Annotated in this window: 21 protein-coding genes; 10 read left to right on the forward strand and 11 right to left on the reverse strand. The window is 62.4% G+C overall.

The annotated features are described in order from the left end of the window. Nucleotides 1–12: 12 nt before the first annotated feature. A complete protein-coding gene (locus IFT59_RS16375; protein WP_192087557.1) occupies nucleotides 13–1,257 on the forward strand; it encodes an OpgC family protein in 1,245 nt (414 codons plus the stop codon). 72 nt (nucleotides 1,258–1,329) lie between these two features. On the opposite strand, the gene IFT59_RS16380 is transcribed toward IFT59_RS16375, so the two are convergent. The 4 genes from IFT59_RS16380 to IFT59_RS16395 all read right to left on the reverse strand — a co-directional run bounded on the left by IFT59_RS16380 (nucleotide 1,330) and on the right by IFT59_RS16395 (nucleotide 7,145). After that, nucleotides 1,330–3,543, reverse strand: a complete 2,214-nt coding sequence (locus IFT59_RS16380) for a 3-hydroxyacyl-CoA dehydrogenase NAD-binding domain-containing protein (RefSeq protein ID WP_192087558.1) — start codon at nucleotides 3,541–3,543, stop codon at nucleotides 1,330–1,332. 15 nt (nucleotides 3,544–3,558) lie between these two features. Then, nucleotides 3,559–3,942 carry a cupin domain-containing protein gene (locus IFT59_RS16385; protein ID WP_062453884.1) on the reverse strand — a complete coding sequence of 128 codons (384 nt, stop codon included), beginning with the start codon at nucleotides 3,940–3,942 and terminating at the stop codon, nucleotides 3,559–3,561. 2 nt (nucleotides 3,943–3,944) lie between these two features. Continuing rightward, complete coding sequence (locus IFT59_RS16390) at nucleotides 3,945–5,153, reverse strand: acetyl-CoA C-acetyltransferase (protein ID WP_192087559.1); 1,209 nt, start codon at nucleotides 5,151–5,153, stop codon at nucleotides 3,945–3,947. Nucleotides 5,154–5,351: 198 nt separating this feature from the next. After that, nucleotides 5,352–7,145 carry an acyl-CoA dehydrogenase C-terminal domain-containing protein gene (locus IFT59_RS16395; RefSeq protein ID WP_192087560.1) on the reverse strand — a complete coding sequence of 598 codons (1,794 nt, stop codon included), beginning with the start codon at nucleotides 7,143–7,145 and terminating at the stop codon, nucleotides 5,352–5,354. Nucleotides 7,146–7,630: 485 nt separating this feature from the next. On the opposite strand from IFT59_RS16395, the gene IFT59_RS16400 reads away from it, so the two are divergent. The 4 genes from IFT59_RS16400 (at nucleotide 7,631) to IFT59_RS16415 (ending at nucleotide 15,428) form a co-directional block, all read left to right on the forward strand. Beyond that, nucleotides 7,631–11,545 carry a peptidoglycan-binding protein gene (locus tag IFT59_RS16400; protein ID WP_192087561.1) on the forward strand — a complete coding sequence of 1,305 codons (3,915 nt, stop codon included), beginning with the start codon at nucleotides 7,631–7,633 and terminating at the stop codon, nucleotides 11,543–11,545. A gap of 252 nt (nucleotides 11,546–11,797) precedes the next feature. After that, the gene (locus IFT59_RS16405; RefSeq protein WP_062453888.1) at nucleotides 11,798–12,724 is read left to right on the forward strand and encodes a sulfite exporter TauE/SafE family protein; all 927 of its coding nucleotides are present in this window, start codon (nucleotides 11,798–11,800) and stop codon (nucleotides 12,722–12,724) included. Continuing rightward, on the forward strand, nucleotides 12,724–13,536 hold the full coding sequence (locus IFT59_RS16410; protein WP_062453889.1) for a TIGR02186 family protein: 813 nt from the start codon (nucleotides 12,724–12,726) through the stop codon (nucleotides 13,534–13,536). Before IFT59_RS16405 ends, IFT59_RS16410 begins: the two co-directional genes overlap by 1 nt. 89 nt (nucleotides 13,537–13,625) lie before the next feature. Then, nucleotides 13,626–15,428: a chloride channel protein gene (locus tag IFT59_RS16415; RefSeq protein ID WP_082476242.1), complete on the forward strand. Its 1,803-nt coding sequence runs from the start codon at nucleotides 13,626–13,628 to the stop codon at nucleotides 15,426–15,428. Nucleotides 15,429–15,488: 60 nt separating this feature from the next. Here the strand turns inward: IFT59_RS16415 and IFT59_RS16420 are convergent, their stop codons facing one another. Then, on the reverse strand, nucleotides 15,489–16,289 hold the full coding sequence (locus tag IFT59_RS16420) for a DUF4394 domain-containing protein (protein WP_062578984.1): 801 nt from the start codon (nucleotides 16,287–16,289) through the stop codon (nucleotides 15,489–15,491). A 310-nt stretch (nucleotides 16,290–16,599) separates the two neighbouring features. Between IFT59_RS16420 and IFT59_RS16425 the strand changes: the two genes are divergently transcribed. The 3 genes from IFT59_RS16425 to IFT59_RS16435 all read left to right on the forward strand — a co-directional run bounded on the left by IFT59_RS16425 (nucleotide 16,600) and on the right by IFT59_RS16435 (nucleotide 18,849). Then, nucleotides 16,600–17,124: a sigma-70 family RNA polymerase sigma factor gene (locus IFT59_RS16425; RefSeq protein WP_174196023.1), complete on the forward strand. Its 525-nt coding sequence runs from the start codon at nucleotides 16,600–16,602 to the stop codon at nucleotides 17,122–17,124. Continuing rightward, nucleotides 17,121–17,846 (forward strand): anti-sigma factor, encoded by a 726-nt coding sequence (locus IFT59_RS16430; protein ID WP_192087562.1) that lies wholly within the window; start codon nucleotides 17,121–17,123, stop codon nucleotides 17,844–17,846. Before IFT59_RS16425 ends, IFT59_RS16430 begins: the two co-directional genes overlap by 4 nt. An 82-nt stretch (nucleotides 17,847–17,928) precedes the next feature. After that, the gene (locus tag IFT59_RS16435) at nucleotides 17,929–18,849 is read left to right on the forward strand and encodes an alpha/beta hydrolase family protein (RefSeq protein ID WP_192087563.1); all 921 of its coding nucleotides are present in this window, start codon (nucleotides 17,929–17,931) and stop codon (nucleotides 18,847–18,849) included. On the opposite strand, the gene pdeM is transcribed toward IFT59_RS16435, so the two are convergent. The 5 genes from pdeM to IFT59_RS16460 all read right to left on the reverse strand — a co-directional run bounded on the left by pdeM (nucleotide 18,828) and on the right by IFT59_RS16460 (nucleotide 24,551). Continuing rightward, a complete protein-coding gene (gene pdeM, locus IFT59_RS16440) occupies nucleotides 18,828–19,574 on the reverse strand; it encodes a ligase-associated DNA damage response endonuclease PdeM (protein ID WP_192087564.1) in 747 nt (248 codons plus the stop codon). The two genes, IFT59_RS16435 and pdeM, sit on opposite strands and share 22 nt — an antisense overlap. Nucleotides 19,575–19,661: 87 nt before the next feature. Further along, nucleotides 19,662–22,184 (reverse strand): ligase-associated DNA damage response DEXH box helicase, encoded by a 2,523-nt coding sequence (locus tag IFT59_RS16445; RefSeq protein WP_192087565.1) that lies wholly within the window; start codon nucleotides 22,182–22,184, stop codon nucleotides 19,662–19,664. A 39-nt stretch (nucleotides 22,185–22,223) separates the two neighbouring features. After that, nucleotides 22,224–22,868 carry a YitT family protein gene (locus IFT59_RS16450; RefSeq protein ID WP_192087566.1) on the reverse strand — a complete coding sequence of 215 codons (645 nt, stop codon included), beginning with the start codon at nucleotides 22,866–22,868 and terminating at the stop codon, nucleotides 22,224–22,226. Beyond that, the gene (locus IFT59_RS16455) at nucleotides 22,868–23,485 is read right to left on the reverse strand and encodes a YitT family protein (RefSeq protein ID WP_192087756.1); all 618 of its coding nucleotides are present in this window, start codon (nucleotides 23,483–23,485) and stop codon (nucleotides 22,868–22,870) included. The genes IFT59_RS16450 and IFT59_RS16455 overlap by 1 nt, the downstream gene beginning before the upstream one ends. Before the next feature lie 139 nt (nucleotides 23,486–23,624). Then, on the reverse strand, nucleotides 23,625–24,551 hold the full coding sequence (locus IFT59_RS16460) for a class I SAM-dependent DNA methyltransferase (protein ID WP_192087757.1): 927 nt from the start codon (nucleotides 24,549–24,551) through the stop codon (nucleotides 23,625–23,627). Between the two features lie 218 nt (nucleotides 24,552–24,769). Here IFT59_RS16460 and IFT59_RS16465 point away from each other — a divergent pair, with 218 nt between their 5' ends. Both IFT59_RS16465 and IFT59_RS16470 read left to right on the forward strand, forming a co-directional pair. After that, the gene (locus IFT59_RS16465; RefSeq protein WP_062453898.1) at nucleotides 24,770–25,036 is read left to right on the forward strand and encodes a DUF6460 domain-containing protein; all 267 of its coding nucleotides are present in this window, start codon (nucleotides 24,770–24,772) and stop codon (nucleotides 25,034–25,036) included. After that, a complete protein-coding gene (locus IFT59_RS16470) occupies nucleotides 25,037–25,522 on the forward strand; it encodes a CAP domain-containing protein (protein WP_192087567.1) in 486 nt (161 codons plus the stop codon). Nucleotide 25,523: 1 nt separating this feature from the next. Here the strand turns inward: IFT59_RS16470 and IFT59_RS16475 are convergent, their stop codons facing one another. Beyond that, a complete protein-coding gene (locus tag IFT59_RS16475) occupies nucleotides 25,524–26,615 on the reverse strand; it encodes a quinone-dependent dihydroorotate dehydrogenase (RefSeq protein WP_446737844.1) in 1,092 nt (363 codons plus the stop codon). Between the last annotated feature and the right edge of the window lie 7 nt (nucleotides 26,616–26,622).

Below are 26,622 nucleotides of genomic sequence, written 5' to 3' on the forward strand. Positions count from 1 at the left end.
AGACCGCGACCGATGAAACGATTCGAGATCATTGACGGGATGCGGGGATATTTCCTTGTATTTATGGTTCTCAACCACCTGATATTTGCCGGTGGCTACTTCCTGGTCAAAATCAACCACAACCAGCTTGCTTTTGTCGAGGATGCGCAGGGCTTCGTGTTCCTGTCCGGCCTGATGATCGGCATGGTCTATGCCCGCAAGATGATGAAAGGCGGATATGCCGCCGGTCGCACTGCGATCTACAGCCGTGCCTTCGAGCTCTATCGCTATGCGATGGGCATCGTGATCGCCGTGCTGGTGGCGCAGATGCTGCTGCCGGGGGCCTATTCGGTCTGGTTCAACTGGCTGGGCTACACCAATTTCGACGATCCGCTGCGTCTCGCTGCGATCGCCACCTTCCTCTACCAGCCGACCTTCATGGACATCCTGCCGCAGTATATCGTCTACATGCTGTTTGCACCGATGCTCATCAAGCTGGTGCTTGATGACAAGTGGCACTACGTGGTCGCCGCCTCGATCATGATGTGGATGGCCGGACAGCTGGGTCTGCATCAGATCGCAACGATCCCGATCAATGAGCTGATCATGGGTTCGGACGATCAGGGCATCCGCGTCTCGTTCAACCTGTTTGGCTGGCAGATCGTGTTCTTCTCGGGCCTCGTTCTCGGTGCGTTGACCTCGTCCGGTAAGATCAACTGGGGCAAGATCCTGTCGCCAGACAACACGTTCATCCCCAAGGTGGCGCTGGTGCTGGTGATGTTCTTCCTGCCGCTGCGCCTGATTACCGCCAACGAGCTGATGCCGGCCTACATGATCGGCAAGTTCGCCTCGATGGAAATCCGTGCCGATTTCGGTCCGGTCTATCTCCTGAACTTCGCCGCGATGGGTCTTCTCGTCACCTGGCTGCTCGTTGCCGGTCCGCAGCACAAGGCAAACTGGGTGCGCAACATCGCGTCTGCCGTGACCTGGGTGTTCACCCTGCGGTACCTGCGCCTGCTCGGCCGCCACTCGCTCTATGTCTACGTGTGGCACGTCGCGATCGTCTACTTCGTCTACTACTTCGATGGTCGTACGCCGGAACTCGGCGAGTGGACGAAGACTGCCATTGCACTGACCGCCGTCGGCCTTCTCTCGATCCCTGCCCTATGGCGCGAGCGCGACAAGTTGCTCGGCACGGCGGAGCCGGCACCTGCGAAGAACCTGAAGTCGCCAAAGCCGGCGGCCCAGAGCGTTCCGCAGCAGATGGTCATCCGGTAAAGACGACTATCGTTCGCATACAAAAAAGGGCGGCTCCAAGCCGCCCTTTTTCATGGTCGCTTGACGGCGACGTCAGGCCGCCTGGCCGATTTTCGCATAAGGGTCGAACCGACCGTAGAAGGTCTCTCCGTTCGCCGCCATGTCCTTGAGCAGCTGCGTCGGCTTGAAATGGCTGCCATATTGCGCGGCCAGCTTTTCGGCGAGTTCGACAAAGGTCTTCACACCCATGCCGTCGATGTAGGACAGCGTGCCACCCGTATAGGGGGCAAAGCCGAAGCCGAGGATGGAGCCGACATCGGCTTCGCGCGGATCGGTGACGATGCCTTCCTCGACGGTGCGGGCGGCTTCCAGTGCGATCGTCACGAGGAAGCGCTGCTTCAGCACGGAGACGTCGACGTCTCCAGCTGGCTTCTGTGGATAGAACTCCTTCAGGCCGGGCCAGAGCGATTTCTTCGCGGGCTTGGCGGGGTAGTCGTAGAAGCCCTTGCCGTTCTTGCGACCGCGGCGATCGAGCACATCGACCATGTTGTCGATCAGCGCCATGTGTTCCGGCTTGACCGAGTTGGGGCCGAGATCGGCGATCGAGGCCTTCATGATCTTCTGGCTGAGATCGACGGCCACTTCATCGTTGAGAGACAGCGGGCCGACCGGCATGCCGGCCATCTTGGCGGCATTCTCGATCATGGCTGCCGGCACGCCTTCGGCCAGCATGTCATAGGCTTCGTTGATATAGCGGAAGACGCAGCGGTTTACGAAGAAGCCTCTCGTGTCGTTGACGACGATGGGCGTCTTCTTGATCTTGCCGATGAAATCCAGCGCCACGGCAAGCGCCCTGTCGCCGGTCTTTTCGCCCAGGATGACTTCGGTCAGCATCATCTTTTCGACCGGCGAGAAGAAATGCACGCCGACGAACTGGTCCGGACGCTTGGAGTTTTCCGCGAGGCCCGAGATCGGAAGGGTGGAGGTGTTCGACGCGAAGATCGTGGTTTCCGGAATAACCGCTTCGACCGCCTCGATCACGGCCTTCTTGACGTTGCGGTCTTCGAACACCGCCTCGATGACGAGATCGGCATCTGCAAGTGTTGAATAGTCCGGCGTGGCGGTGACGAGCGAGAGGAGCTTTTCGCCCTCCTCCTTCGTCAGGCGACCCTTGGCGACGCTGTCGGATACCAGCTTTTCGGAGACGGCCTTGCCCTTGTCGGCTGCTTCCTGGCTCTGGTCGATCAGCACGACGGGAATGCCGGCGGCAGCGGTCACATAAGCGATCGAGGCACCCATGAAGCCCGCGCCGACCACGCCGACCTTCTTGAACTCGCTTTTTGGAACGCCTGCCGGACGACGGGCGCCCTTGCCCAGTTCCTGCATCGAGATGAACAGCGAACGGATCATCGAGAAGGCTTCGGTGGTGCCGAGGATCTGCGTGAAATAGCGCTGCTCAACCTTGAGCGCCGTATCGAAGGGCAGCTGAAGCCCCTCATAGACGCATTTGAGGATGGCGAGCGCGCCCGGATAATTGCCCGCCGTCTCGCGGCGCAGGATGGCGGGGGCCGCCGGGAAAAGCTGGGCAGCCTGTGGCGTCCAGACACCGCCGCCGGGTGCCTTGAAGCCCTTTTCGTCCCAGGGAGCGACGGGCTTCAAACCATCCTTGATCATCTGCTTTGCAGCGGTCACGAGCTGATCGGGTTCGACGACCTGATGCACGAGACCCATCGCCTTGGCGCGTTGCGGCGTCAGCGTCTGACCGGTCGTCATCATTTGCAGGGCGGACTGGGCATCGGTCAGGCGTGAGACACGCTGCGTGCCGCCGGCGCCTGGAAAGATGCCGACCTTGACTTCAGGCAGCGCGAGCTTGACCGACTTGGAATTGGCGACGACGCGACCGTGGCAGGCCAGCGACAGCTCGAGAGCGCCGCCCATGCAGGTGCCGTTGATGGCCGATACCCAGGGCTTGCCATTGGTTTCGATGGCGCGGAACAGCCAGGTCATTTGCCCTGCAACCTCGAACAGCTTCTGCTTGGCGGTAACCGGGTCCTGTGCGGTCGCTTCCTGCAGCATGGAGAACATGCCGCGGATCATGGTGAGGTCGGCACCGCCGGAAAACGAGGATTTGCCGCTGGTAAAGACGACGCCCTTGATCGCGGCATCCGCGACCGTTGCATTCAGGATCGCGTCGAGTTCTTCCAACACCTCGGCGGTAAAGACGTTCATCGACTTGCCCGGCATGTCCCAGGTCACGACAGCAATGCCGTCGGCGTCGGTTTCGATGGTGAAGTTGGTGTAGGTCATTGGGTTCCTCCCCTATCAGGCCGACAAATGGCTGCGCTGGGTTTCCAACGTCCTGGTCTTTTCGACCACGACATCGCCGGTGTGCTTCGTCTCGGACGGCTCGAACAAGAGTATCCAGCACTCATCGGCCGCGACCGGATTGTGCTCGACGCCCTTCGGAACGACATGGAAGTCGCCTGCCTTCATATGAACATGCGGCCGGTCCCGATATTCGATCGTGAGTTCGCCCTTCCAGATGAGGAACAGTTCGTCCTCGTCGCGATGCGAATGCCAGGTCAGATGATCCTTGACCTTCGCGACCTTCACGCTCTGTCCGTTGAGATCGGCAATGACGCGTGGCGACCAGTGGTCGTCAACATGCGCAAATTCGTCTTCGATTGTACCGGTATTGAAGCTCACGGTCAGACCCTCTCGATCACGGTAGCAGTACCCATGCCGGCACCGATGCAGAGCGTGACCAGTGCGGTGTTGAGATCGCGGCGTTCGAGTTCGTCGAGAACGGTGCCGAGGATCATCGCGCCGGTGGCGCCGAGTGGATGCCCCATGGCAATCGCGCCGCCATTGACGTTGATGATGTCGTGGGAAATGTCGAACGCCTGCATGTAGCGCAGCACGACGGCGGCAAAGGCCTCGTTGAGTTCGAACAGGTCGATATCGGCAATCGTCATGCCGGTGCGGGCCAGCAGCTTTTCGGTGACGTCGACTGGGCCGGTCAGCATCAGCGCCGGGTCGGAGCCGATGTTTGCGAACGCGCGGATACGGGCGCGCGGCTTGATGCCCATGCTTTCGCCGCCGGCCTTGGAGCCGATCAGGACGGCTGCAGCGCCATCGACGATGCCAGACGAATTGCCGGCGTGGTGGACGTAATTGATCTTTTCGATTTCCGGATGTGCCTGGATGCCGACAGCTTCGAAACCGCCCATTTCGCCGGGCATCTGGAACGAGGCATTGAGCGAGGCCAGCGCCTGCATGTCGGTTGTGGGCCGCATATGCTCGTCGCGGTCGAGAATGGTCAGGCCGTTCTGATCCTTGACCGGGATCACCGAGTTTTTGAAGTAGCCGGCATCCCAGGCTTTTCCGGCGCGCTTCTGGCTTTCGACGGCATAGGCATCGACGTCATCGCGGGAGAACCCGTATTTCGTCGCGATCAGATCGGCCGAGACGCCCTGCGGCATGAAGTAGGACGGGAAGTTGACCGAAGGGTCCATGTACCAGGCGCCACCGGACATGCCCATGCCGACGCGCGACATCGATTCGACACCGCCGGCAATGACGATGTCGTCGGATCCGGCTGCGATCTTACCGGCGCCGAAATTGACGGCATCAAGGCCCGATGCACAGAAACGGGAGATCTGCATGCCGGGCGCCCGGGTCGAATATCCCGCTTCGAAGGCTGCGGCCTTGGGGATGACGGCGCCGCTATCCATGACCGGATCGACGCAACCCATGATGATGTCGTCGACGGCTCCCGTATCGAGCCCGTTGCGATCACGGATGGCTTCGAGGGTCTTTGCCGCGAGACGGACGGCCGGCACTTCGTGCAGCGAGCCGTCCTTCTTGCCGCGACCGCGCGGCGTGCGCACGTGATCGTAAATGAAGACTTCGGTCATGGTGTCATCTCCCTTGGTGGCAAATTACATTGCCTTTGTTTCACTGCGGGAGAGAAGACCCCTCCCAAACCCTCCCCACAAGGAGGAGGGCTTATCCCGCCGCGCCGCCGATGTTCAATCGGGACGAGCGGTCGCCACACATTTTCTCCCCCCTTCTAGGGGGAGATGGCCGGCAGGCCAGAGGGGGTAATCAACGCCTCAGAACGCCTCGGCGGCCAGTTCCATCATGGTGTCGGAGCCGGCCTCGATGCGCACCTTGCGCAGCGCGGTTTCCGGCATGATACGCTCCATATAGAACTTCGCCGTGACGAGCTTTGCTTTCAGGTACTCTTCGCGCGGGTCCCCGGCGGCCAATGCGGTTTGAGCTGCCTTTGCCATCTTCGCCCACATGTAACCGAGCGTGACGAGGCCGAACAGGTGCATGTAGTCGGTCGAGCCGGCACCGGCATTGTCGGGCTTGGCCATGGCGTTCTGCATGAACCACATGGTCGAGGCCTGCAGGTCGTTCAGACCCTTCTTGAGGCCCTTGGTATAGAGAACCATCGCCTCGTCGCCGCGGTTTTCCTCGCAGAAATCACCGATCTCCTTGAACATGGCCATGACCGCGCGGCCGCCATTTAGGGCCAGCTTGCGACCGACCAGATCGAGGGCCTGAATGCCGTTGGCGCCTTCGTAGATCATCGCGATGCGGGCATCCCGGACATACTGGCTCATACCCCATTCTTCGATATAGCCGTGGCCGCCGAAGACCTGCTGGGCCATGACCGCGTGGTCGAAACCCTTGTCGGTCAGCACACCCTTGAGGATCGGCGTTGCAAGACCGAGGAGATCGTCGGCGTTCTGGCGTTCCGCTTCGTCTTGCGAGCGGTGGGCGATATCGGATTTCAGCGCCGTCCACAAAACGAAGGCACGGCCGGCCTCGTTGAAGGCCTTGATGGTCATCAGCGAGCGGCGGATATCCGGGTGGACGATGATCGGATCGGCCTTCTTGTCCGGCGCTTTTGCGCCAGAAAGCGAACGGCCCTGGATGCGCTCGTTGGCATAGGCGACGGCGTTCTGATAGGCGGTCTCGGCGATCGACAGGCCCTGCAGGCCGACACCGAGGCGGGCCTCATTCATCATCACGAACATGGCCGAGAGACCCTTGTTCTCGGCGCCGATCAGATAGCCGGTGGCATCGTCATAGTTCATGACGCAGGTCGAGTTGCCGTGGATGCCCATCTTCTCTTCGAGCGCACCGCAGCTGACGCCGTTGCGGGCTCCGAGCGAACCGTCATCGCCCACCATGAACTTCGGCACGATAAACAGCGAGATGCCCTTGGTACCTTCAGGCGCGCCCTCGATCCGGGCGAGAACCAGATGCACGATGTTGTCGGTCATCGAGTGTTCGCCGGCCGAGATGAAGATCTTCTGGCCGGAGAGTTTGTAGGAGCCATCATCCTGCGGCACCGCCTTGGTGCGCAGCAGGCCGAGATCCGTGCCGCAATGGGGCTCGGTGAGGTTCATGGTGCCAGACCAGGTGCCGCCGACCATGTTGGGCAGATAGGTGGCCTTCTGCTCGTCCGTGCCGTGGACGAGGATGGCGGCGATCGCCCCTTGCGTCAGGCCCGGATACATCATCAGCGACATGTTGGCCGACGACATGTATTCGCCGACGGCGGCATGCAGTGTGTAGGGCAGGCCCTGGCCGCCGAACTCTTCCGGTACGGCCAGGCCGATCCAGCCGCCCTGGACATACTGGTCATAGGCCTGCTTGAAGCCGTTGGGCACCAAAACAGTGCCGTCGTCGTTGCGGGTGCAGCCTTCCCGGTCGCCGGAAAGGTTGATCGGGAACAGGGCCTCTTCGGCCACTTTCGCCGCCTCGCCGATGATCGCCTCGATCATGTCGGGCGTCGCATCGGCAAAACCCTGCAGGTTGCCGTAACGCTCCAAGCCGAGCACATCATTCAGAACGAAAAGTGTATCGTTTACCGGTGCCTTATAGACGGGCATCGTTATCCATCCTCCAGATTAGCCTGACGCTTCCTCCCGGGCATTGCAGCCCGTCGTCTCCTGCACTTACTTAATTGACGTTCGCGTAAACGTCAAACAGTTGGAGGCTCATATCGCGAGCCGATTTTGACCCGGCGTTAGCATCACCTAATAGGTGCTTTCGCCTGCATTGCCGAGGAAGTCGCGCCCGCCGCGCTGCATCACAGTGATAGCATCGTCGAAACCCGTGTCATCCGGGCAAACATGCGGAATCGTGGCAAAAAGGTTAAGATCTTAACGAACATTAACGATTTATTTACTACGTTTCTGGAAATAGTGGGGACTACGGGAGGTCAGTCAAATCCATCCAACGAATGAGTCGTTCTTTCATAAGGCAAGCCTTGCGTAAGAAATGTCTAATATGGATGTGATTCACCGGTGCCAATAGGCGGCGGATGAGGCTGAAACCGAGCGTCGGCAGGTAAAACGCGGAAGCGAGCGAGCACATGAACGGATCACGATCGAATCCCAACCGCCCGGGCGAACGCTCCTCTCTTGACGCCCTGAACCGTACGATCGAGGGCCTGGAGGCCCGAATCGAGGATCTGATGTCGGGCGCCGGGCGCGAACGCCGCCAGCCCGCTTCCGACCCGCGCCTCGAAAAACCGGCGTCCGTGCAGCCCCCGCAGATGCAGAGGCCAGCGGCGCCTCGCTTTGCCGACCCGCTGGCGGAAATCCGCGAGCGCCAGCGCATGCTGGGATCGGCCCGCGAGCGCATGGCAAGCGCACAGCAGTCGCATGCGGCCGAACCGGTCCGCCAACCCGTCCAATCACCACTCCGCGATAAGATCACGCCGCCGGAAGCCTATCGTCCCAGCCAGGAGCGCCGTCCGGCTGCACCGGTTGCGGCAACTGCCACCGAAGTTTCTGCGAGCCGCTTCGAGCGGGCCGTCGCCAGCCGCGATATGCAAATGCGGGAAACCCGCCAGCAGGCGACCGATGGCGCCTCCATGCGCGAAATCGCCGAAGCGCTGGTCGGCTTGCGTCATGAACTGAAGCAGGACATCGCCGAAGGCGTCGCCCGCGAGATGGGCGCACTGCAAACCGAAATCCGCTCGATCCGCTCGATTGCCGAAGATCATCGCGGCACCGAAGACCTGCGCGGCGATTTCTCCCGTCTTGCCGACAGCATTAGTCAGCTGGGCTACAGCAATTCTCCCGATGCGGAGGCCCTGCGCGCCGAGTTCGAGGAACTGCGCAATGTCATGGCCCAGGTCATGGATGGCGTGGCACGCGAAGATTCCGTGCAGCGCATGGAAAGCCGCTGGCAAGGGCTGGAAGAGCGAATCCACGGGCTTGAGCCAGAGCTTCTGCGCGACGAGGTTTCGCAGCTCGCCTACCGGATCGACGACATCAAGACCCAGCTTGGCGGCATGAACGACAGCCCCGCGCTGCGCGCGCTGGAGCAGAAGCTGATTGCGATCGCGACCGCGATGGAGCAACTCGGCAGCCGCATGCAGCCATCCGACGAACTGCTTGCCGAGCAGTTCACCATTCTCGACGAGCGTCTCGACGAAATCACTCGCGCCGTTGCCGCCGGCAGCCGTGCTTCGGCTGCAGCCACGCTCGACCAGGCTTTCATGCAGAAGCTCGACGGCCGGATCGTCGCTATCGCAGAGCAGGTCGATCAGATCAGCCAGGCTGCTGCCGATCCGAGCGAGATGCTGTCCGGACGGATCGAAGCGCTGACCGCGCGGATCGAGGAACTCTCCGACGAGCAGGCCGCCATGCGGCTGGAAGAGCGGCTCGACCAGCTTTCGGTCATGCTGACGCAGGCGCAGAAGCCCGCGTATCAGACCGAGCTTTCCGACCACCTCGCCGATATCTCGCGCAAGATCGATGGTCTTGATCACAACTCGATCAACGACATGCTGGGCGAGCGGCTGGATGATCTCGCCCGTCGTATCGACGAGATCGAATATCGCCCGGCGCCTGCCACCGACGAGCGGGCCTTCGACCGGTTGGAAACCCGGCTGACCGACATCGCCATGCGACTGGACGAAGCAGCCAGCGCACCGCGCGGCGACGAAAACGCCCTGCGTAGCCTGGAAGACCAGATTGCGCATCTTTCGAGCCTGATCAGCGAGCCGCAGACATCTTCGGTCACTGCGCTACCTGATGGTTTCGAGCATCGGTTCTCGGCAATCGAAAGCTACATGTCGACCAACGACGAGTACATTCTGGAAGCCGCACGGCAGGCCGCAGAAGCCGTCGTCGAGGCCTATTCGCGCAATACCGGCGCCGGCGGCATGGCCGTCGCGTCCGGCGACATGGCAGCCCTTTCAGCCCTCGCCGACGATCTTCGCCACCTTGAAGAACTGACCCGCGGCACGGAAACGCGCAGCCATCAGACGTTCGAAGCCTTGCACGGAACGCTGGTGCAGATCGCCAATCGTCTGGACACGCTGGAAGACAGCATTTCCACGGCCCGTTTCGAGCCCGCCTATCGCGATGCGCCGGCCAGTCGCGAAGCCCAGACCGACCAGCCGCTTCGCCATCCCAAGATGCCGGCCGCAGCGCAACTGTCCGTTCCAGCGATGGAATTTGCCGGCGCCGAGGACCGCCATGTTGCTTTGGCAGATGCGCCCGTCGAAAACGACGAGGTCGTCGTGCCCCCTGCAGCCGCGCGGGAAGAGCCGGCCAAGCCCGGTCTGCTGGCCGGCCTCTCGAAGCGTTTCAAGTCGGGCACCCGCGATGCAGGCGAAAAGCCGGCCCGCACCGTCATAGAGCCAACGCCTTCGATCGATCCAGCCGACATTCTCCCAGCCGGCCGTGAAAACGACCTGCTGGAGCCGGGCTCGGGCGCTCCCGACGTCAAGAAGATCCTCGAGCGCGTGCGTGCCAGCCAGGCCGCCGGCGATTTCAGTGGCGAGAAACCCGGAACGGCCGACAAATCGGACCGCGCTGACTATATCGCCGCTGCCCGTCGTGCAGCCAAGGCCGCAGCACAGGAGACGGATCCTTCACAGGTCAACGCGGTCAAGAGCGTTCGCTCCGCCACCAAGTCGCAGACCACGTCGGTTGCCGGCACGCCGTCCGAAAAGACCGGCATGTTTGCCAAGTTTTCGCAGCATCGCCGCCCCATCCTGATGGCCGTCGGCGCCGTGCTGCTGGTGATGATGTCGATGCAGGTGGTCAAGAACGTGACCGGAAGCAGCGACAGCGCGCCCGAACAGGCTGCCCTCGAAGCCCCGGCTCCGGTCTCCGTGCCGGAAGAGACTGCGCAGGCGCCGAGCGCACCAGTCGAAGCTCCCGCTCCTGTCGACACCGCTCAGGCCCCGGCCGAAAGCCCTGCAGCCAGCGATGGTGACGGACAGGATGTGGCAGCGACGCCGCCTCCGGTCGCGCCCGACGCCGCGACAAACCACCTGATCGATCCGGTTCCCGCAGCCGGAGATCTCGCTTCAATGCGTCCGGCCGCCGAAGCTGCTCCGGCACCTTCAGAAGACGCCGGCTTCACGGCACAAGCGCCGGCTGCCGCTGAAATCGAGGCACCGGCTCCGATCGTCGTGCCTGTCGGCCTGGAGCCGAAATCGCTTGCCGACGCCGCATCGTCGGGCGATGCCAACGCGCTGTTCGAGATTGCCACCCGCTTTACCGAGGGACGTGGCGTCAAGACCGATCTCGCAGAGGCGGCAACCTGGTACAAGCTTGCCGCCGACCGTGGTCTTGCGCCTGCCCAGTACCGCATGGCGAACATGTTCGAAAAGGGAACGGGCGTCGAGCGCAACCTCGGTGAAGCCGTTCGCTACTATCAGCTGGCCGCCGAAGCCGGCAATGCCAGCGCCATGCACAACCTCGCCGTTCTCTACGCGTCCGGTGCCACGGGCCAGCCTGACTACACCCAGGCCGTCAAGTGGTTCACCCAGGCCGCCGACCACGGTGTGGCCGACAGCCAGTTCAACCTTGCCATCCTGTTTGCCCGCGGCAACGGCGTGAAGCAGGATCTGGAAGAGAGCTACAAGTGGTTTGCCGTCGCGGCAAAGGCTGGCGACAACGACGCCGCCCAGAAGCGCGACGAAGTGGCCAACGCCATGCGCAAGGAACAGCTGGAAAGCGCCCGCGCCAAGGTCGACCTTTGGAAGGTGATGACACCCGAGCCGCGGGCAAATGCCGTTGTTGTTCCGGATGAATGGGCCGCCGGCAAGCGTCTTACCACCGCATCTGTTGACATGGAAAAGGCCGTCCGCAACATCCAGGCGATCCTCAACAAGAACGGCTTTGAAGCCGGACGGCCGGACGGCAAGCTTGGTGCCAAGACGGTAAGCGCAATCAAGTCGTTCCAGTCCTCGATCGGCCAGGAGCCTTCCGGCCGCATCAACGACGCACTGGTTCGGGAATTGCTGGCACGCAACAAGTAGCCAGCAACCCGTAAGACGACCAATCTGGTCGGGCTGGGGACTATCGGCCACGCCCATTGGAAAACGCTGAAGCTGCTGTTTTCCCCGCGGATTCACGAATTGACACCCCGGCAGGCCAAGCGCATGACGGGGTGTCCTTCATGCGCGGTTCATCGCGTCTGTGAAAGGGTTCCCCAAAGCCAGAGCGACGGCCATCTTGAATGCGTGCCGCCTGCAACGGCGTTGTCTTTTTCGACGTGTCGAGGTTCAGCCGTGACTGTCTACCTGCCGATTGCAGAGCTTTCGGTGAACATCTTCATCATCCTTGGCATGGGTGCAGCTGTCGGATTTCTGTCCGGCATGTTCGGCGTCGGCGGTGGCTTCCTGATCACGCCGCTTCTGATTTTCTACAACATTCCACCCGTCGTTGCCGTCGCAACCGGCGCCAACCAGGTCGTTGCCTCCTCGATCTCGGGCGCGATCACCCACTTCCGGCGCGGGTCGCTGGATATGAAACTGGGCACGGTGCTGCTTGCCGGGGGCCTTGTCGGCGCGACAGTCGGTGTGTGGATCTTTTCCTGGCTACGGCGCATCGGCCAGCTCGACCTGTTCATCTCGCTTCTCTATGTCGTGCTTTTGTCGACGATCGGCGCGCTGATGCTGCAGGAGAGCCTGAGAGCCATGCGGCGGGCAAAGAACAACCAGCAGCTTCCGCTGAAACGCCCGGGCCAGCACAACTGGGTGCACCGCCTGCCCTTTAAGATGCGGTTCAAGAAGTCGAAGATCTATCTCTCCGCCATTCCGATCCTGGTGCTCGGTTTCGTCATCGGCGTCCTCACCTCCATCATGGGCGTCGGCGGCGGCTTCATCATGGTGCCGGCGATGATCTATCTCCTGCGCATTCCGACCAATGTCGTGGTCGGCACCTCGCTGTTCCAGATCATCTTCACCACCGCCTATACGACGATGGTTCAGGCGGCGACGAACTACTCCGTCGATATCGTGCTTGCGACGATCCTGATGATTGCCGGCGTGATCGGCGCCCAGTACGGCGTGCGCGTCGGCCAGAAGCTGCGCGGCGAACAGCTGCGCGCGCTTTTGGCGCTGCTGGTTCTCGCCGTCGGCATCCGTCTTGCGATCGGCCTGATCGCAACGCCGAGCGACGTCTATTCGGTGGCCGTCGGAGGACTGTCCTACTGATGCGCAGGCTGATCCTCTCCCTCCTTCTTCTTCTCTCATTCGGATTGTCGCTGGCAACGCAGGTCGCGGCCCAGACGCCGTTCGACACGGCCTCGCCGATCAAGGAAGGGCTGGAGATCGGAGCATCGTCGAGCGAGATTGCCATCACCTCGGATTTCCGCGGCGCCGACCTCACCATCTTCGGGGCCATTACCAATCCGGACGAGCTGCTGCTCGCGATCGGTCAGTACGATATCGTCGTGACGCTTGAAGGTCCGCGCGACTATGCCACCGTGCGGCGCAAGGAACGCGTGCTCGGGATCTGGATGAACACTCAGGCGATGACGTTCGAACAGGTGCCGGAGAGCTATTCGATCGCCAGCACACGCCAGCTGAACGACCTCGATCACCAGGCGCCGTCCTTCAACAATATCGGGGTCGGCATCGAACACCTGCCTCTCAACCCCACCGGCTACATTCCGAATTCCGGTCTGATCAGCGATTTCCGCGAGGCCTATCGCCGGCAGAAGCTCAACAGCGGGCTTTACCAGCGCGACACGAGCGGTGTGCGCTTCGTCTCGTCCAGCCTGTTCCGAGCCTCGTTGCGGCTTCCAGCCAACGTGCCCGATGGCGTGCACATGGTCCACGCCTATCTGTTCAAGAGCGGCGACCTGATCTTTCAGCGGGAGATGCCGTTGCGCGTGGTCAAGACCGGCCTGGAGCAGGCGATCACCGATGCAGCCCACGAGCGTCCGATCGCCTACGGTCTGTTCTGCGTGTTGATCGCTGTCGTGACCGGATGGGGCGCGAGCATCATCTTCCGCAAGGACTGATCGTCTAACAAATTCGCCGGAACGGTTTCCAATCCTCTCCTCACGCCCTAGTTAGGGCGCAACATACAGTTCCAATGCAAAGCGTCAGCATGTTCCGCCGGATCGCCGCACGCCTTTTGGCTTCCCTGTCCCTCCTCCGTCCGCTGCTTCGGCCGTCCGAACTGCGCGCAGTCATCAGGCGCAGCGAATTCGGCCTGATCCTGATCGCAGGCGTTGTCGGGGTTCTCGCCGGCCTCGCGGTCGCTGCGATGAGTTTTATCTCGCACGCGCTGCATGTCCTGATCTTCAAGATCGGCAGCACCGAGCGCTTAAGCTCGGCAGCGTTTCTCGAGCCGACGACGGTGCTTTTGGCGCCGGTTGCCGGCGGTGTCGTGATGGGCCTGCTGTACCTGATCCTTCGCAAGTGGCGTAAAAAGCCGATGGTCGACCCGATTGAGGCCAATGCGCTGCATGGCGGTCGCCTGTCACTGACCGACAGCATCATCGTCGCGGTGCAGAACCTGATCTCCAACGGCTTCGGCACCTCGATCGGGCTTGAGGCCGGCTATACGCAGCTGTCCTCCGGCATTGCGTCGAAGATCGGGTCATTGGTGCAGTTGCGGCGAACGGATCTGCGCGTGCTGGTTGGCTGCGGTGCTGCCGGTGCCATCGCATCCGCCTTCAACGCACCGCTGACCGGCGCCTTCTACGCGTTCGAGCTGATCATCGGCACCTACACGATCGTGAGCCTCGCGCCCGTCGTCGTCGCAGCGCTTGCGGCAACCTTCGTCACCCGGCTTTTCGTCGGCGACGCCTTCATGATCGATATCGGCAAGATCGGTACCGTCGTGCCCGCCGATTACCTGCCGGCGGTGGTGCTGGGCATCGTCTGTGCGGGCGGCGGCATCCTGCTCATGCAGGGTGTGACCAAGGTCGAGGAACTGGCGCGCGCCAGTTCCATCTCGTCCGCCTTCCGGCCGGCGATCGGCGGACTTGCGGTGGGCCTGCTGGCGCTGATCGATACGCAGGTGCTTTCGGCCGGTCACGGCGCGCTGCATGCCAGCCTCAACCAGAATATGGCGATTGGCGCGGTGCTGGGCCTGCTTCTGCTGAAATCCGTCGCTTCGGCCATTACCATCGGCGCCGGTTTCCGTGGCGGCTTGTTCTTTGCCTCGCTGTTTCTCGGTGCGCTGATCGGCAAGCTGTTTGCCTATTCGACACCCTACATCTTCGCCAATGCGACGCTGACGCCAGTCATCTATGCCGTGGTCGGAATGAGCGCGATGGCCGTTGCCGTGATCGGCGGACCGCTGACCATGACCTTCCTGGCGCTCGAAGTGACCGGTGACTTTCCGATCACGGCGCTGGCGCTTGCCGCGGTCATCACCTCGTCCGTCGTGGTGCGCACCACATTCGGCTACTCGTTTGCGACATGGCGTTTTCACCTGCGTGGTGAAAGCATCCGCAGCGCCCATGACGTCGGGTGGATCCGCAACCTTACCGTCGACAAGCTGATGCGCGCCGACGTGAAGACGGCACCGGCATCCATGACGCTCGAGGATTTTCGCAAGGAGTTTCCGCTTGGATCAACCCAGCGCGTGATCATGGTCGGCGAAGACGAAAAATATATCGGCATGGTGCTGACGCCGGAAATCTATTCGGCGGCGACCGAAGGCGGCGAGGAAAAGCCGCAGCTTGCCGATTTCATCCGCTTCAAGAACGACGTTCTCCTGCGCAGCATGAATGCCAAGCAGGCAGCGGCGATGTTCGACAAGACGGAGACGGAAGCGCTGGCCGTGGTCAACAACCAGATCGAGCGCAAGGTGATCGGCCAGCTTTCGGAAAGTCATACGCTGCGGCGCTACACGGAAGAGCTGGACCGCAGGCGCCGGGAGATCTCGGGCGAGATCTAGGCGGTACGCATCGTTTGAGTCGGCGGGGCGGAACCGCTGTGGTCCGCCCCGCCGGTGGCATTACATAGCAGGCAGAACCGCGATGTCACGTACATCGGTCTCGACGCCGGAGATTGTACCGACTTCGGTCGCAGCGCCCGTTTCCAGGTTGACCGTGTAGAGCATCTTTCCGGCTGCGAGATAGGCGGTGTTCTTGCCGCCGTCTTCACCCTGAATATCGAAGGCGTAGGTCGCAGGCTTGTCCTTGAGACCGAGCTTGCCGATTGCCTTCAGGGTACCGTCGTTCGGCTTGGTCTGCTGGATCAGTGCGCCGATCGTGGCATCGATGTTGTACATCGCGGTCTTCTCGGGCTTGCCGATCGAATTGGTATAGGCCGCGGCGACGATGTTCGGGGCCTCGCCCTTGTGCATGTCGCCCTCTTCGAAGGCGAGCGTCCCATCGACCGTGACGGCGCCCGTATCCGGATGGACGCGGTGGTTGGTGGTGCCGGTCATGAAGCGCAGGCGGTCCGCCATCGGGTTGAAATCGACCACGACCGGAGCGTCCGACATGGTCAGCATCTTGTCCATCTTGGCGACTTCGGTGGCGGCACCGGTTTCGAGATTGATCGAGACGATCGCGTGTTCCGGCGTGACGCCGATCACGGTCTTGTTGCCCGGACGGAAATCAATGCCAACCAGCTTGGTGACGCCGGTGACTTCCATCGTCTTGGTGACTTCAGGCTTTGCCGTGTCGAACATCACCAGCGTCTTGTCGCCGGTAAGACCGAGGACCGGGGCGGCGGAGGCGGCAACTGCGCCCGTGACGGCTGAAGCTGCGAGGATCGAGGATGCGATCAGAGCGTGGCGAAGGGTCTTCATGGTGTCTGTTCTCCCGTTGAAACCTTTGACGAGAGCATGTCGGCGCATGGCCTTTCCGATGCTCTCAGAAGGGAGACACACGGGAGGATACGTTTGGATGCAGCAGACGAAAATATTTTTCGCTGCATCCAGTTTCCGGTTTGGCGTGTCCTTAAGTTCGAAGGCGACTTTGCAGCCGGTAAACCTTTCGAGACTGGACGAGCCCATGCCCGCCGTGGCAACAGCACAGAGACGATATTCGCGTTCCTGCGAACGCGCATGGGGAGAGAGCGGCTTGGCCCTGGTGACCGACCAAACACACGATCTCGAGATGGCGCTTGCCGCCTGCGCTGCGGGCGACCGTCAGGGCTTGCGCCGCATCTTCGACCACGAGGCCGGCCGGCTGGTCGCCGTCGCGCAGCGGATCGTGCGCCGGCGGGAACTGGCGGAAGAAGTGGTGCAGGAAGCCTTCATCCGCATCTGGACGCATGCGCATCAATATTCCCCCGAGCGCGGATCGGCGCGCGGCTGGATCTACGCGATCGTGCGCAACCGCGCACTCAATCTGTTGCGCGACGGCAAGCGTGAGGATCTGGTCGGCGAAGACCGGCTCGAGACACTGCAGGACGGCGAGCAGCTGGACCAGATCATGGCCTCTTTCCACAGGCTCGACCGCAACAGCCGTCTGCACGAGTGCCTCGGTTCCCTCGACGAGATCAAGCGACGCGGCATCCTGATGGCCTATGTCGGCGGCTACACGCATGGCGAAATCGCCGGACGCCTCAAGCTTCCGCTTGGAACGGCAAAATCGTGGATCCGGCGCGGACTTTCCTCGCTGCGGGAGTGCATGGCATGAGGATCGAGGAAAGAGACTTTCCGGCCATCGCCGATGACTATGTTCTGGGTCTTCTCGACGCAGCTGAGGCTGCCGAGGTCGAGGCAGCCATCGAGCGCGACGGCGGCCTTGCCGAAGCAGTCGCCAGGGCACGCGAGCGGTTCCTGCCGCTCGACACCAGCGTCGAGCCGGCTCCGGTATCCTCGGCGCTGTGGGACGCGATCTCTTCCCGTCTGCCGGAGCAACCGGGCGCCGCTGCCCCGTCTCTCGCGTCGGTTTCGCCGAGACTGCCTCTCGCCGGCAACGACAACAGCCGCTCCGGCTGGCGGGCAACCGCGCTCTCCGCGATCGCGGCTTCGCTGATCCTTGCCGGTGGTCTGGTCTGGAGCGTCACCCGGGTGAACGAGCCGCTGGTGGTGGCCGTGCTCCTCAACGAGGCCGGCGAAATCCAGGCCGTGGTCGAGGATTTTGGCAACGACACGGCAAGTGTCAGACTGCTCAGCGACTTTACGGTGCCGCAAGACAAGACGATGCAGGTCTGGACGCTGCCCTCGCGTGACATGGGGCCGATGTCGCTCGGCCTTTTGGAAGGCGCGCATTCCGCAACGCTGCACGGCCCTGCGCTGCCGAGACCCCAGGATACCCAGCTCTACGAGATCACCCTCGAACAAGCCGGCGGCTCCCCGACCGGCCGGCCGACCGGCCCGATCCTCGCCAAGGGGTTCGCAAAACTGGCGCGGTAGAGGCGCGCAACCGCCTTGGCCTTTCGGCCAATTGCGCACCAAAAACCGGGCTGTATTCTCCCTTCGCCGAAGGGAGAATGGGATGACGCTGAAGCAGGACACACCACGTCCGACAGGTGAACCGATGACGATCACCTGCCAGGACGGTGTGGTGCTCGGCGGTCACATCTGGCCGGCATCGGGGCCGCCGCTTGCCAGTGTCGTCATCAACCCGGCAACCGGCGTCCTTGCCCGCTACTATCACTATTATGCAGAGTTTCTAACGAGGCACGGCTTCGATGTGCTGACCTACGATTATCGCGGCATCGGACTGTCGCGACCGGCGAGCCTTAAGGGCTGCGGCTATCGCTGGCGGGACTGGGGCGAGCAGGATTTCGACGCAGCGCTTCGGTTCATGCACGACAGGTGGCCGGATCAACCGCTGCAGGTGGTTGGCCACAGTATCGGCGGCTATCTGCCCGGCCTATCTCCGAACGGGGCACGGATCGACCGGATGCTGACGGTGGGCGCGCAATACGCCTACTGGCGCGATTATGCGCCGGGGCACCGCGCCCGGCTGTTTTTCAAGTGGCATGTCGTGATGCCGGTGCTTACCGCCGCATTCGGCTATTTACCGGGCAAGCGGCTCGGCTGGCTCGAAGACCTGCCGGCGGGCGTTGCCAACGAGTGGAGCTTTCGCGGCGCCCGGATGGAGATGACCCATCCGGTCGGCGAGCGCGACGGGGTTCTGCGCCGGTTTGCGGCCGTCACGGCACCCATCCTGGCCATTGCCGTTGCGGACGACGACATCGGCAGCGTGGCAGCTATTCGCCGCAGCCTTGTTTATTATACCGGCGCCGAACGGACGGAGGTTCTGCTGGAGCCCGCGGTCTACGGGCACTCACGGATCGGGCATTTCGGCCTGTTCCACGCGCGCCACAGTGAGGAGTTCTGGACCGACACACTGCGTTGGCTGAAGGAGGGGATTGATCCCTGGGGCGATCAGCCCAGCAAATTGCCGTAGCGGACGGAATAGATGCGGTCGCGGCCGAGGAGGTGGGCGACCAGGGTTTCGCGGTCGAATATGCCGTGCATCGCCTTGTGATTGAGGTCGAGGCCGCCGGCGAGAACGCCGAAGGCGGGCATGAGGAGGCGGTGGCCGTCACTGGCAAAGCACGGACGGCGGACGGACTTTTCGCGGCGGCGGACTGTGGCGGATGGGTGAAGGTGGCCTGCGACCTCACCCTTGACGGCGTTCGGGCCTGTTGCCAGGCTCGGTTCATGGCGGAAGACGAGGTCGCCATAGACGAGTTCGTCGGTGCAGGTGCCCGGCAGACTGATCGTTCCGTCCGGATCGTGGTTTCCGTTGATCCAGATCCAGTCGCGGCCGCGCGCCATGTCTGCGATCATGGTGCGAAGGTTATCCGGCAGGTATTCGGAGCCGCGGCGATCGTGGAAATTGTCGCCGAGCGAGACGACCACTTTCGGATCGTAGCGGGCAATGACGGCGGCGAGGATGTTGAGGGTGGCGATCGTATCGTAGGGCGGCAGCATCATGCCGCGACGCGCGAAGGCAGCGCCTTTCTCCAGATGCAGGTCGGACACGACGAGCATGCCGGTTGCCGGCAGATAGAGGCCGCCGAGCGGATCGCAGACGGCCGCGACGCCATGGACGACGATCTCTTCCGCACCGGTCGCGACCGGGGTCACCGTGCTGGATTGGGCGGCTAGGCGCAGGCGGTGCAGCAATGTCTTTCCGTCTTTCCTGTGTTTCGGTGCAAAGCCTTTTATCCCCGCGCAGGGCCTTTGTCCGGGCCACGCATCGCGAATAAAGCCTTACCCCATCGCCTCGGCGATCAATTCGTCTGCGGCCTCGGCCAGCACCACGTCCTGCGCTTCGCCCGGTACCGTTTCACGGCCGATTTCCAGCATGATCGGCACCGCCAGCGGCGAAACGCGATCCAGCGCACGGTGGGTGATATGCCCTTTGATTCGGGCCAGCATATCTCCTAGCCGCCCAATATCCAAAAGCCCCGTTGCCGCATCGCGGCGTGTCGCCTCCAAAAGAACGTGATCAGGCTCGTGGCTGCGCAGCACGTCGTAGATCAGATCGGTCGAGACCGTGACCTGCCGGCCGGTCTTTTCCTTGCCCGGATGACGCCGCTCGATCAACCCGGAAATCACGGCGCAATTGCGGAAAGTCCGCTTCAGCAGATAGCTTTCGGCGAGCCAGGTTTCGAGATCGTCGCCCAGCATGTCTTCGTCGAACAGGTCGGAAAGGCTGAGGCTGCCATCGGCGATCATGCCCCCCATGTCGTTGAGACCATAGACGGCGAGCGAATAGTCGGTGGCGACGAAGCCGAGCGGCCTGCCGCCTGCGCGTTCCAGCCGGCGTGTGAGAAGCATGCCGAGCGTCTGGTGGGCGAGCCGCCCTTCGAAGCAGTAGGCGATCATGAAGAAGCGTTTGCCGCGCGGAAACGTCTCGATCAGCAACTCGTCGCGGCGTGGCAGGATGGAGCGTTCCTTCTGGATCGCCAGCCAGTCGCGCACCTGATCCGGCAAAACCTTCCAGCGCTCCGGATCGGCCAGCATGGCGCGCACCTGATCGGCGAGGTAGGTGGTGAGCGGAAATTTTGCGCCCGCATAGGTCGGGATCATCGGATCGGTGGAATAGGTGTTCGACACCAGGCATTCGTTCTCGCGGATGGTTTCGAACCGCAGCACCTTGCCGGCAAACAGAAACGTATCGCCGGGCACGAGCTGTTCCAGGAACTGTTCCTCCACCTTGCCGAGCGTCATGCCGCCGCGGCCGACCGCGCCCTTGGCATTGCGCTTGACGAGGCGGACACTGAGCTCGGTCGCCTCGACGATGGTGCCGAGGTTGAGCCGGTATTGCTGGGCCACCTGCGCATTCGACACCCGCCAGCGCCCCTCCTCCGTCTTGCGGATCTTGGCGTAACGCTCGTAGGCGCGCAGCGCATAGCCGCCGGTGGCGACGAAATCGACGATCCGTTCGAACATTTCCCAGGAAAGGCCGGCATAGGGAGAGGCCGAGATGATCTCGTCATAGAGCTCGAGCGGATCGAACGGCTCGGCGCAGGCCATGCCGAGGACGTGCTGGGCCAGAACATCGAGCGCACCTTCGCCGACCGGCGGCGTATCCTGGGCGCCCAGGTAATTGGCATCGAGCGCCGCCTGGCATTCCATCACCTCGAACCGGTTGCCGGGCACGAGGATCGCCTTCGACGGCTCATCCATGCGGTGATTGGCGCGGCCGATACGCTGGGCAAGACGCGAGGCACCCTTGGGCGCGCCGATATGAAGCACGAGATCGATATCGCCCCAGTCGATCCCCATGTCGAGCGTCGAGGTGGCGACGACGGCGCGCAGCTTGTTTTCGGACATCGCCGCTTCCACCTTGCGACGCTGGCCGGCATCGAGCGAGCCGTGGTGAAGGGCGATCGGAAGATTATCGTCGTTGATGGTCCACAGCGCCTGGAACAGGAATTCGGCCTGGAAGCGGGTGTTCACGAAGATCAGAGTCGTCGCATGGCGCTTGATCTCGCGGTAGACGTCCGGAATGGCATAGGCCGAGACATGGCCGCCCCAGGGGATGCGGTTTTCCGTGTCGAGAATGGTGATATCGGGTGCAGCACCGCCCGTCACATGGACGAGGCCGGCGGGTGGGGCCGGATGTTCGCCCTGCGGCACCAGCCAGCGCTGGAGATCCATCGGATCGGCCACGGTGGCGGAGAGCCCGATCGTCTGCATGGTCGGGGCCAGGCGGCGCAGGCGCCCGAGGGCGAGCGACAGGAGATGGCCGCGCTTGGAGGTGACCAGCGAATGCAGTTCGTCGAGGACGACGTATTTCAGGTCCTTGAAGAAGCGCTCCGCTTCCTTGTTGGCGAGCAGCAGCGACACCTGTTCGGGCGTGGTCAGCAGAATATCGGGTGGGTTGAGCTTCTGGCGCTGGCGTTTCGACTGCGGCGTGTCGCCGGTGCGGTTCTCGACGGTGACGGCAAGCCCCATTTCGGTGACCGGCTTCATCAGGTTGCGTTCGATATCGACCGTCAGCGCCTTCAGCGGCGAGATGTAGAGCGTGTGGATACCAGTAAACGCCGAGCCGGGCGGGATCTTGCCGCGCATGACCAGATCGGTCAGCGACGGCATGAAGCCCGCAAGCGTCTTGCCGGCACCGGTCGGGGCGATCAGCAGCATGTTTTCGCCGGCCTGGGCGCGGGCCAGAAGTTCCAGCTGGTGGGCGCGCGGAGACCAGCGCTTTTCCGCGAACCATTTGAGGAACGGGCGGGGCAGAGCGACAGCATCAGAGCCGGGCGTTGGGTTTTCGACGAGATCCACGTCGTTAAGGTAAGACGAACCTGGCGAAAATGAAGAGCATTACCGAACGATATATCTATCGGTGCGGTGGTTGATCGCAAGTGTCAGGTTCAGCGTCACGGCGGCGATGACCGAGCAGAGGATGACGAAGGGGCTGGCAACGAGGAAGGACAGGATCAGCACGACGCAATCAAGCCCGAGCTGCACGAAGCCGGCGCGCCAGCCGAGACGGTCCTGCAGGTAGAGGGCGAGAATGCCGAAACCGCCGAGCGAGGCGCGATGGCGAAACAGGATCAGCATGCCGCATCCGATCAGGAGACCGCCGAACAGGGCGGCAATGACCGGATCGATGGCGCTGATGGTGATCAGCTTCGGCAGGACGCCTGTCAGCACCGACGTGACCGCGACGGCGGAGAAGGTCTTGACCGTGAAAACCGGACCGAGCCGCTTGTAGGCAAGCCAGTAGAAGGGCAGGTTGAGCAGGAAGAAAGCGGCACCGAAACTGATATCGACGGAATAGCGCAGCAGGAAGCCGATACCTGCCGTGCCGCCGATCAGAAGGTTTGCGGCCTGCAGCAGCACGACGCCCAGCGCTGCCAGCATGGAACCGGCAAGGATCGCCTGCACATCTTCGATGAGCGAGTGTTTTTCCGAGCTGGACGCCCATAGGCCGACGGGGCTCTTTTTGTCGGTCACGTTTGCCATCAGCGCACCGCGATGTAACGATCGGAGCGATGGTTGACGGTCAAGAGCAGATTGAGCACGACAGCACTCAACAGCGACCAGACCACGGTCATCGGGCTGACGACGAAGAAGGCGGCGGCCATGACGCAGAGATCGAAGCCAAGCTGAACGAGGCCTGCCGGGATCTGGAACCGGTCCTGGATATAGATCGCGAGAATGCCGATGCCGCCGAGCGAGGCGCGATGCCGGTAAAGGCCCAGAAGGCCGAAGCCGATCAGGATGCCGCCGAGCAGCGCTGCCCAGAATGGATCGAGATACTGGATCACCAGAAAGCGCTTCTCCAGCTCGGCAATGACGGAAACGCCGGCAATGGCGATGAAGGTCTTGACCGAAAAGCCGAGGCCGAGGCGCTTGAAGGACAGGTAGTAGAACGGCAGATTGACGACGAAGAACAGGACGCCGAAGGGAATATCGAACGCATAATGCAGCAGGAAGGCAACGCCGGCCGTGCCGCTGGTGAGGAGCCCGACCTGGTTCAGGAGATAAAGACCTAGGGCTGCAACCATGGCACTGATGAAAAGGCCCTGCGCATCTTCCAGCATCGTATGGCGTGCCGGATCAAGGCTGTAGAAACCCATACGGCGCCTTGCTGCAACCTGTTCGTCGGCCACGCTATTCCCCTTGATTTTTGGCGGATTGTGCACCGCGATAGCAGCTTCATCAAGCGACATCGCTGCGCGCGCCGACGGCCTTTCGAAATAACAACAAAGTGAAGGCTTACCCGGTCTTTCGCGACAGAAACAGTATGCCGTGGATGGGTTTGCCGGCATCCATGCGAATGGTCGTCCGCTCGACGGCGATGAGAACGAAGCCGTAATGCGCGAGCAGGCCGCCGATATAGACTTCCGAATGGGCGTAACGGAGCGAATCCTTGAGCACAAACGTCTCGTCCTCGCCCGCATCTTCCACCGAGAAGGCGAACAGGCCGGCCGGTGCCAGGAGTTCGTTCACGAGTGGGAAGACGGTTTCCAGCGAGCCGAGATACATCAGCACATCGGCTGCCGAGACGAGGTCGGCGCGGTGCGGTGGAAGCGTGTCGAACAGGCCGGACTGTGCTGCCTCAAGGCTGAGGTCCGATTGGCTCAAGTGATCGTAGAGGTGTTTTTCCGCAGCCTTGGCCAGCATGTTGGCAGACAGGTCGAACCCTTCGAGGCGCCCTGCCCGGTCGCGGATCTCGGCCCCGAACAGGCCGGTGCCGCAGCCGAGATCGACCACGGTCGCAAACGGCCCATGGGGCGCAACCAGCGTGCCAAGCTTTTGCGGGACCGAGTAGTTGAGCTTTTCCACCAGTGACGTATCGAACCTGTCGGCATAGTCGTCGAACAGGCCCTCCACATAGCGGCTGGGCGGCTGGTCCGGGACATCGCCGGCGCCGATCAGCGCGAGCCGCAGGCTGGCGCCGAAGATATCGTCCGGCTGCAGCTCGAGCGCGCGGCGATAGGCGTCGGCAGCATTGGCGAGTGCCGCCTTGTCGCGGTATTCGCCGAGCCTGAACCATCCGGCGGCCCAGGTGGGGACGAGCTCAAGTGCCTGCTCCATCAGTTCCGCCGCTGCGGAGAAATCCTGTCCCTCGGCCAGCATGCGGGCATAATCCGCACGGCGGTCGGCAATGACGTCACCGGAAGAGAACTGGATCGCGCTCATGGCGTGACGGCTTTCACTGGAGTTGCGGCGGGCATTACGGCGACGGCGGAGTTGCGTCATCTCGCCATTCCCCTCGCCCCTCCTGTCACCCGGGCCACAAAAAAACTCAAGTTGTATTTGAGAGGCTAGTGAAGAGTGCCTATGTGACTGGTTGCGGGACTGATCCTGCAGGGCTATGGCAATCCCAAACCAATTTTCAACGGTGGAGACGATCGACGATGGCGGATGGCGTGAACAGGTTCCTCGGCGATTCGATCGGCCGCACGATCATCAAGCTGATCGTCGTCTGCCTGATCGTCGGCTTCGTGCTGGCGTTCTTCGGCTTCACGCCGGACAATATCGTCGACACCATCCGCTACTACTTCCTCGACCTCTGGTACAACGGTTTCCAGGCACTGGGACGCGTCGGAGACTATCTCCTTCTCGGCGCGATCATCGTGGTGCCTGTCTTCATCGTGCTGCGGCTTCTGAGCATTCGCCGCTGAATGTCGATGGTGTCTCTCCCCTCCCGTCGCACCTTTCTGGCGCTCTCCGGCACCGGCCTTCTCCTTGCCGGCTGCTCCACCACATCTGTCATGACGCCGACGCCTGGTTCTGTCGACGAGACGGAAGCAGCGCTTCCGCTCGTCAACAAGCTGCGCCAGGCCCAGGGCCTTTCGCCGCTTGGCCTCGACAGGCCGGCCCAGCAAGCAGCCGGACGGCAGGCCGTCAGAATGGCGAAGGCGAAAGAGATGAAGCACCTGATCGGCTTCGGCGACGATTTCGGCGACCGGATGCGAAAGAGCGAGGTGGCGCTGCCAGCCGCCGAAAACATCGCGACCGGACAGCACACTGTCGGCGAAGCTGTTCAGGCCTGGATCGATTCGCCGAAACACCTGCGCAACATGCTGGGCAGCTACAAGAGCCTCGGCGTTGCCGCCGCCCGCGCAAGCGACGGACGGCTTTACTGGGCGATGGTACTTTCCAACTGATCTAGAGGCTTTTGGCCGCCCACTGGTCGAGATGCGTGTCGCGCAGTTCGCGGATCGATGTGGCCTTTTCCTGGTCAAGCAGAGATGACAGGCCGCGGACGATCGCGGATGGCAGGCCCGGTCCTTCATAGACCATGCAGGAATAGACCTGAACGAGATCGGCTCCGGCGCGGATCTTTTCGAGCGCTTGCGCCGCACTTCCCACACCGCCGACGCCGATGATCGGCAGATCCTTGCCGACCCGCTGGCGCATCTTGGCAAGCACGGTTGTCGAGCGTGAAAACAGCGGCGCGCCGGAAAGGCCGCCCGCTTCTTTCGCCTGGGTCCGGTTGCGCAGACCGTCACGCGCCAGTGTCGTGTTGGAAACGATCAGGCCATCCAGAGCATGGGAGGTCGCTTCTGCCGCGACGTCATCCATTCCCTCTTCGGTCAGATCCGGGGCGATCTTCAGGAAGATCGGCACCGAACGGCCGTGGCGGGTCGCCTCTTCGTCTCGCACCGACAGGATTGCCTCGAGCAGCGCCTTCAGACTGTCGCGCGCCTGCAGGTCGCGCAGGCCGGGCGTGTTTGGAGACGAGATATTGGCTGTGAAATAGGTGGCGAGGCCATAGAATTTGCGAATACCGGCGATGTAATCGGCAACGCGGTCCTGCGCATCCTTGTTGGCGCCGATATTGACACCGACGATGCCGCTTGCGCCGCGGCGGGCCGACAGGCGCTGGAACGCAGCCTCGTGCCCCTCGTTGTTGAAGCCGAGCCGGTTGATGATGCCGCGATCTTCGACCAGCCGGAAAATCCGCGGCTTGTCGTTGCCGGCCTGCGGCTTCGGCGTCACGGTACCGACCTCGGTAAATCCGAAGCCGAGCTTCAGGACCGCATCCGGCACTTCGGCATTCTTGTCGTAGCCGGCGGCAAGCCCGATCGGGTTTTCAAAGCGGATGCCGGCGATGGTCTGGGCGAGCCGCGGATCGGCTTTCAGGCTGCAGGCCGGCACGACACCGCTTTTCAGCGCCGCGACCGACAGGCCGTGGGCCTTCTCCGGATCGAAGACGAACAGACTGCGCGACGCCAGCGCCGAAAACGGCCGCATCACTGTTCCG

Source organism: Rhizobium sp. CFBP 8752 (assembly GCF_014842035.1).
Classification (GTDB): Bacteria; Pseudomonadota; Alphaproteobacteria; order Rhizobiales; family Rhizobiaceae; genus Neorhizobium; species Neorhizobium soli.

Coding starts and splice junctions, on each gene's coding strand:
- IFT59_RS16465 (WP_062453898.1), top strand. CDS start 24,770: ATGGCGGATGGCGTGAACAGGTTCCTCGGCGATTCGATCGGCCGCACG.
- IFT59_RS16380 (WP_192087558.1), bottom strand. CDS start 3,543: ATGACCTACACCAACTTCACCATCGAAACCGACGCCGACGGCATTGCT.
- IFT59_RS16455 (WP_192087756.1), bottom strand. CDS start 23,485: ATGGGTTTCTACAGCCTTGATCCGGCACGCCATACGATGCTGGAAGAT.
- IFT59_RS16395 (WP_192087560.1), bottom strand. CDS start 7,145: ATGCCCGTCTATAAGGCACCGGTAAACGATACACTTTTCGTTCTGAAT.
- IFT59_RS16410 (WP_062453889.1), top strand. CDS start 12,724: ATGCGCAGGCTGATCCTCTCCCTCCTTCTTCTTCTCTCATTCGGATTG.
- IFT59_RS16460 (WP_192087757.1), bottom strand. CDS start 24,551: ATGAGCGCGATCCAGTTCTCTTCCGGTGACGTCATTGCCGACCGCCGT.
- IFT59_RS16390 (WP_192087559.1), bottom strand. CDS start 5,153: ATGACCGAAGTCTTCATTTACGATCACGTGCGCACGCCGCGCGGTCGC.
- IFT59_RS16420 (WP_062578984.1), bottom strand. CDS start 16,289: ATGAAGACCCTTCGCCACGCTCTGATCGCATCCTCGATCCTCGCAGCT.
- IFT59_RS16375 (WP_192087557.1), top strand. CDS start 13: ATGAAACGATTCGAGATCATTGACGGGATGCGGGGATATTTCCTTGTA.
- IFT59_RS16400 (WP_192087561.1), top strand. CDS start 7,631: ATGAACGGATCACGATCGAATCCCAACCGCCCGGGCGAACGCTCCTCT.
- IFT59_RS16425 (WP_174196023.1), top strand. CDS start 16,600: ATGGCGCTTGCCGCCTGCGCTGCGGGCGACCGTCAGGGCTTGCGCCGC.
- IFT59_RS16435 (WP_192087563.1), top strand. CDS start 17,929: ATGACGCTGAAGCAGGACACACCACGTCCGACAGGTGAACCGATGACG.
- IFT59_RS16470 (WP_192087567.1), top strand. CDS start 25,037: ATGTCGATGGTGTCTCTCCCCTCCCGTCGCACCTTTCTGGCGCTCTCC.
- IFT59_RS16430 (WP_192087562.1), top strand. CDS start 17,121: ATGAGGATCGAGGAAAGAGACTTTCCGGCCATCGCCGATGACTATGTT.
- IFT59_RS16450 (WP_192087566.1), bottom strand. CDS start 22,868: ATGGCAAACGTGACCGACAAAAAGAGCCCCGTCGGCCTATGGGCGTCC.
- IFT59_RS16415 (WP_082476242.1), top strand. CDS start 13,626: ATGTTCCGCCGGATCGCCGCACGCCTTTTGGCTTCCCTGTCCCTCCTC.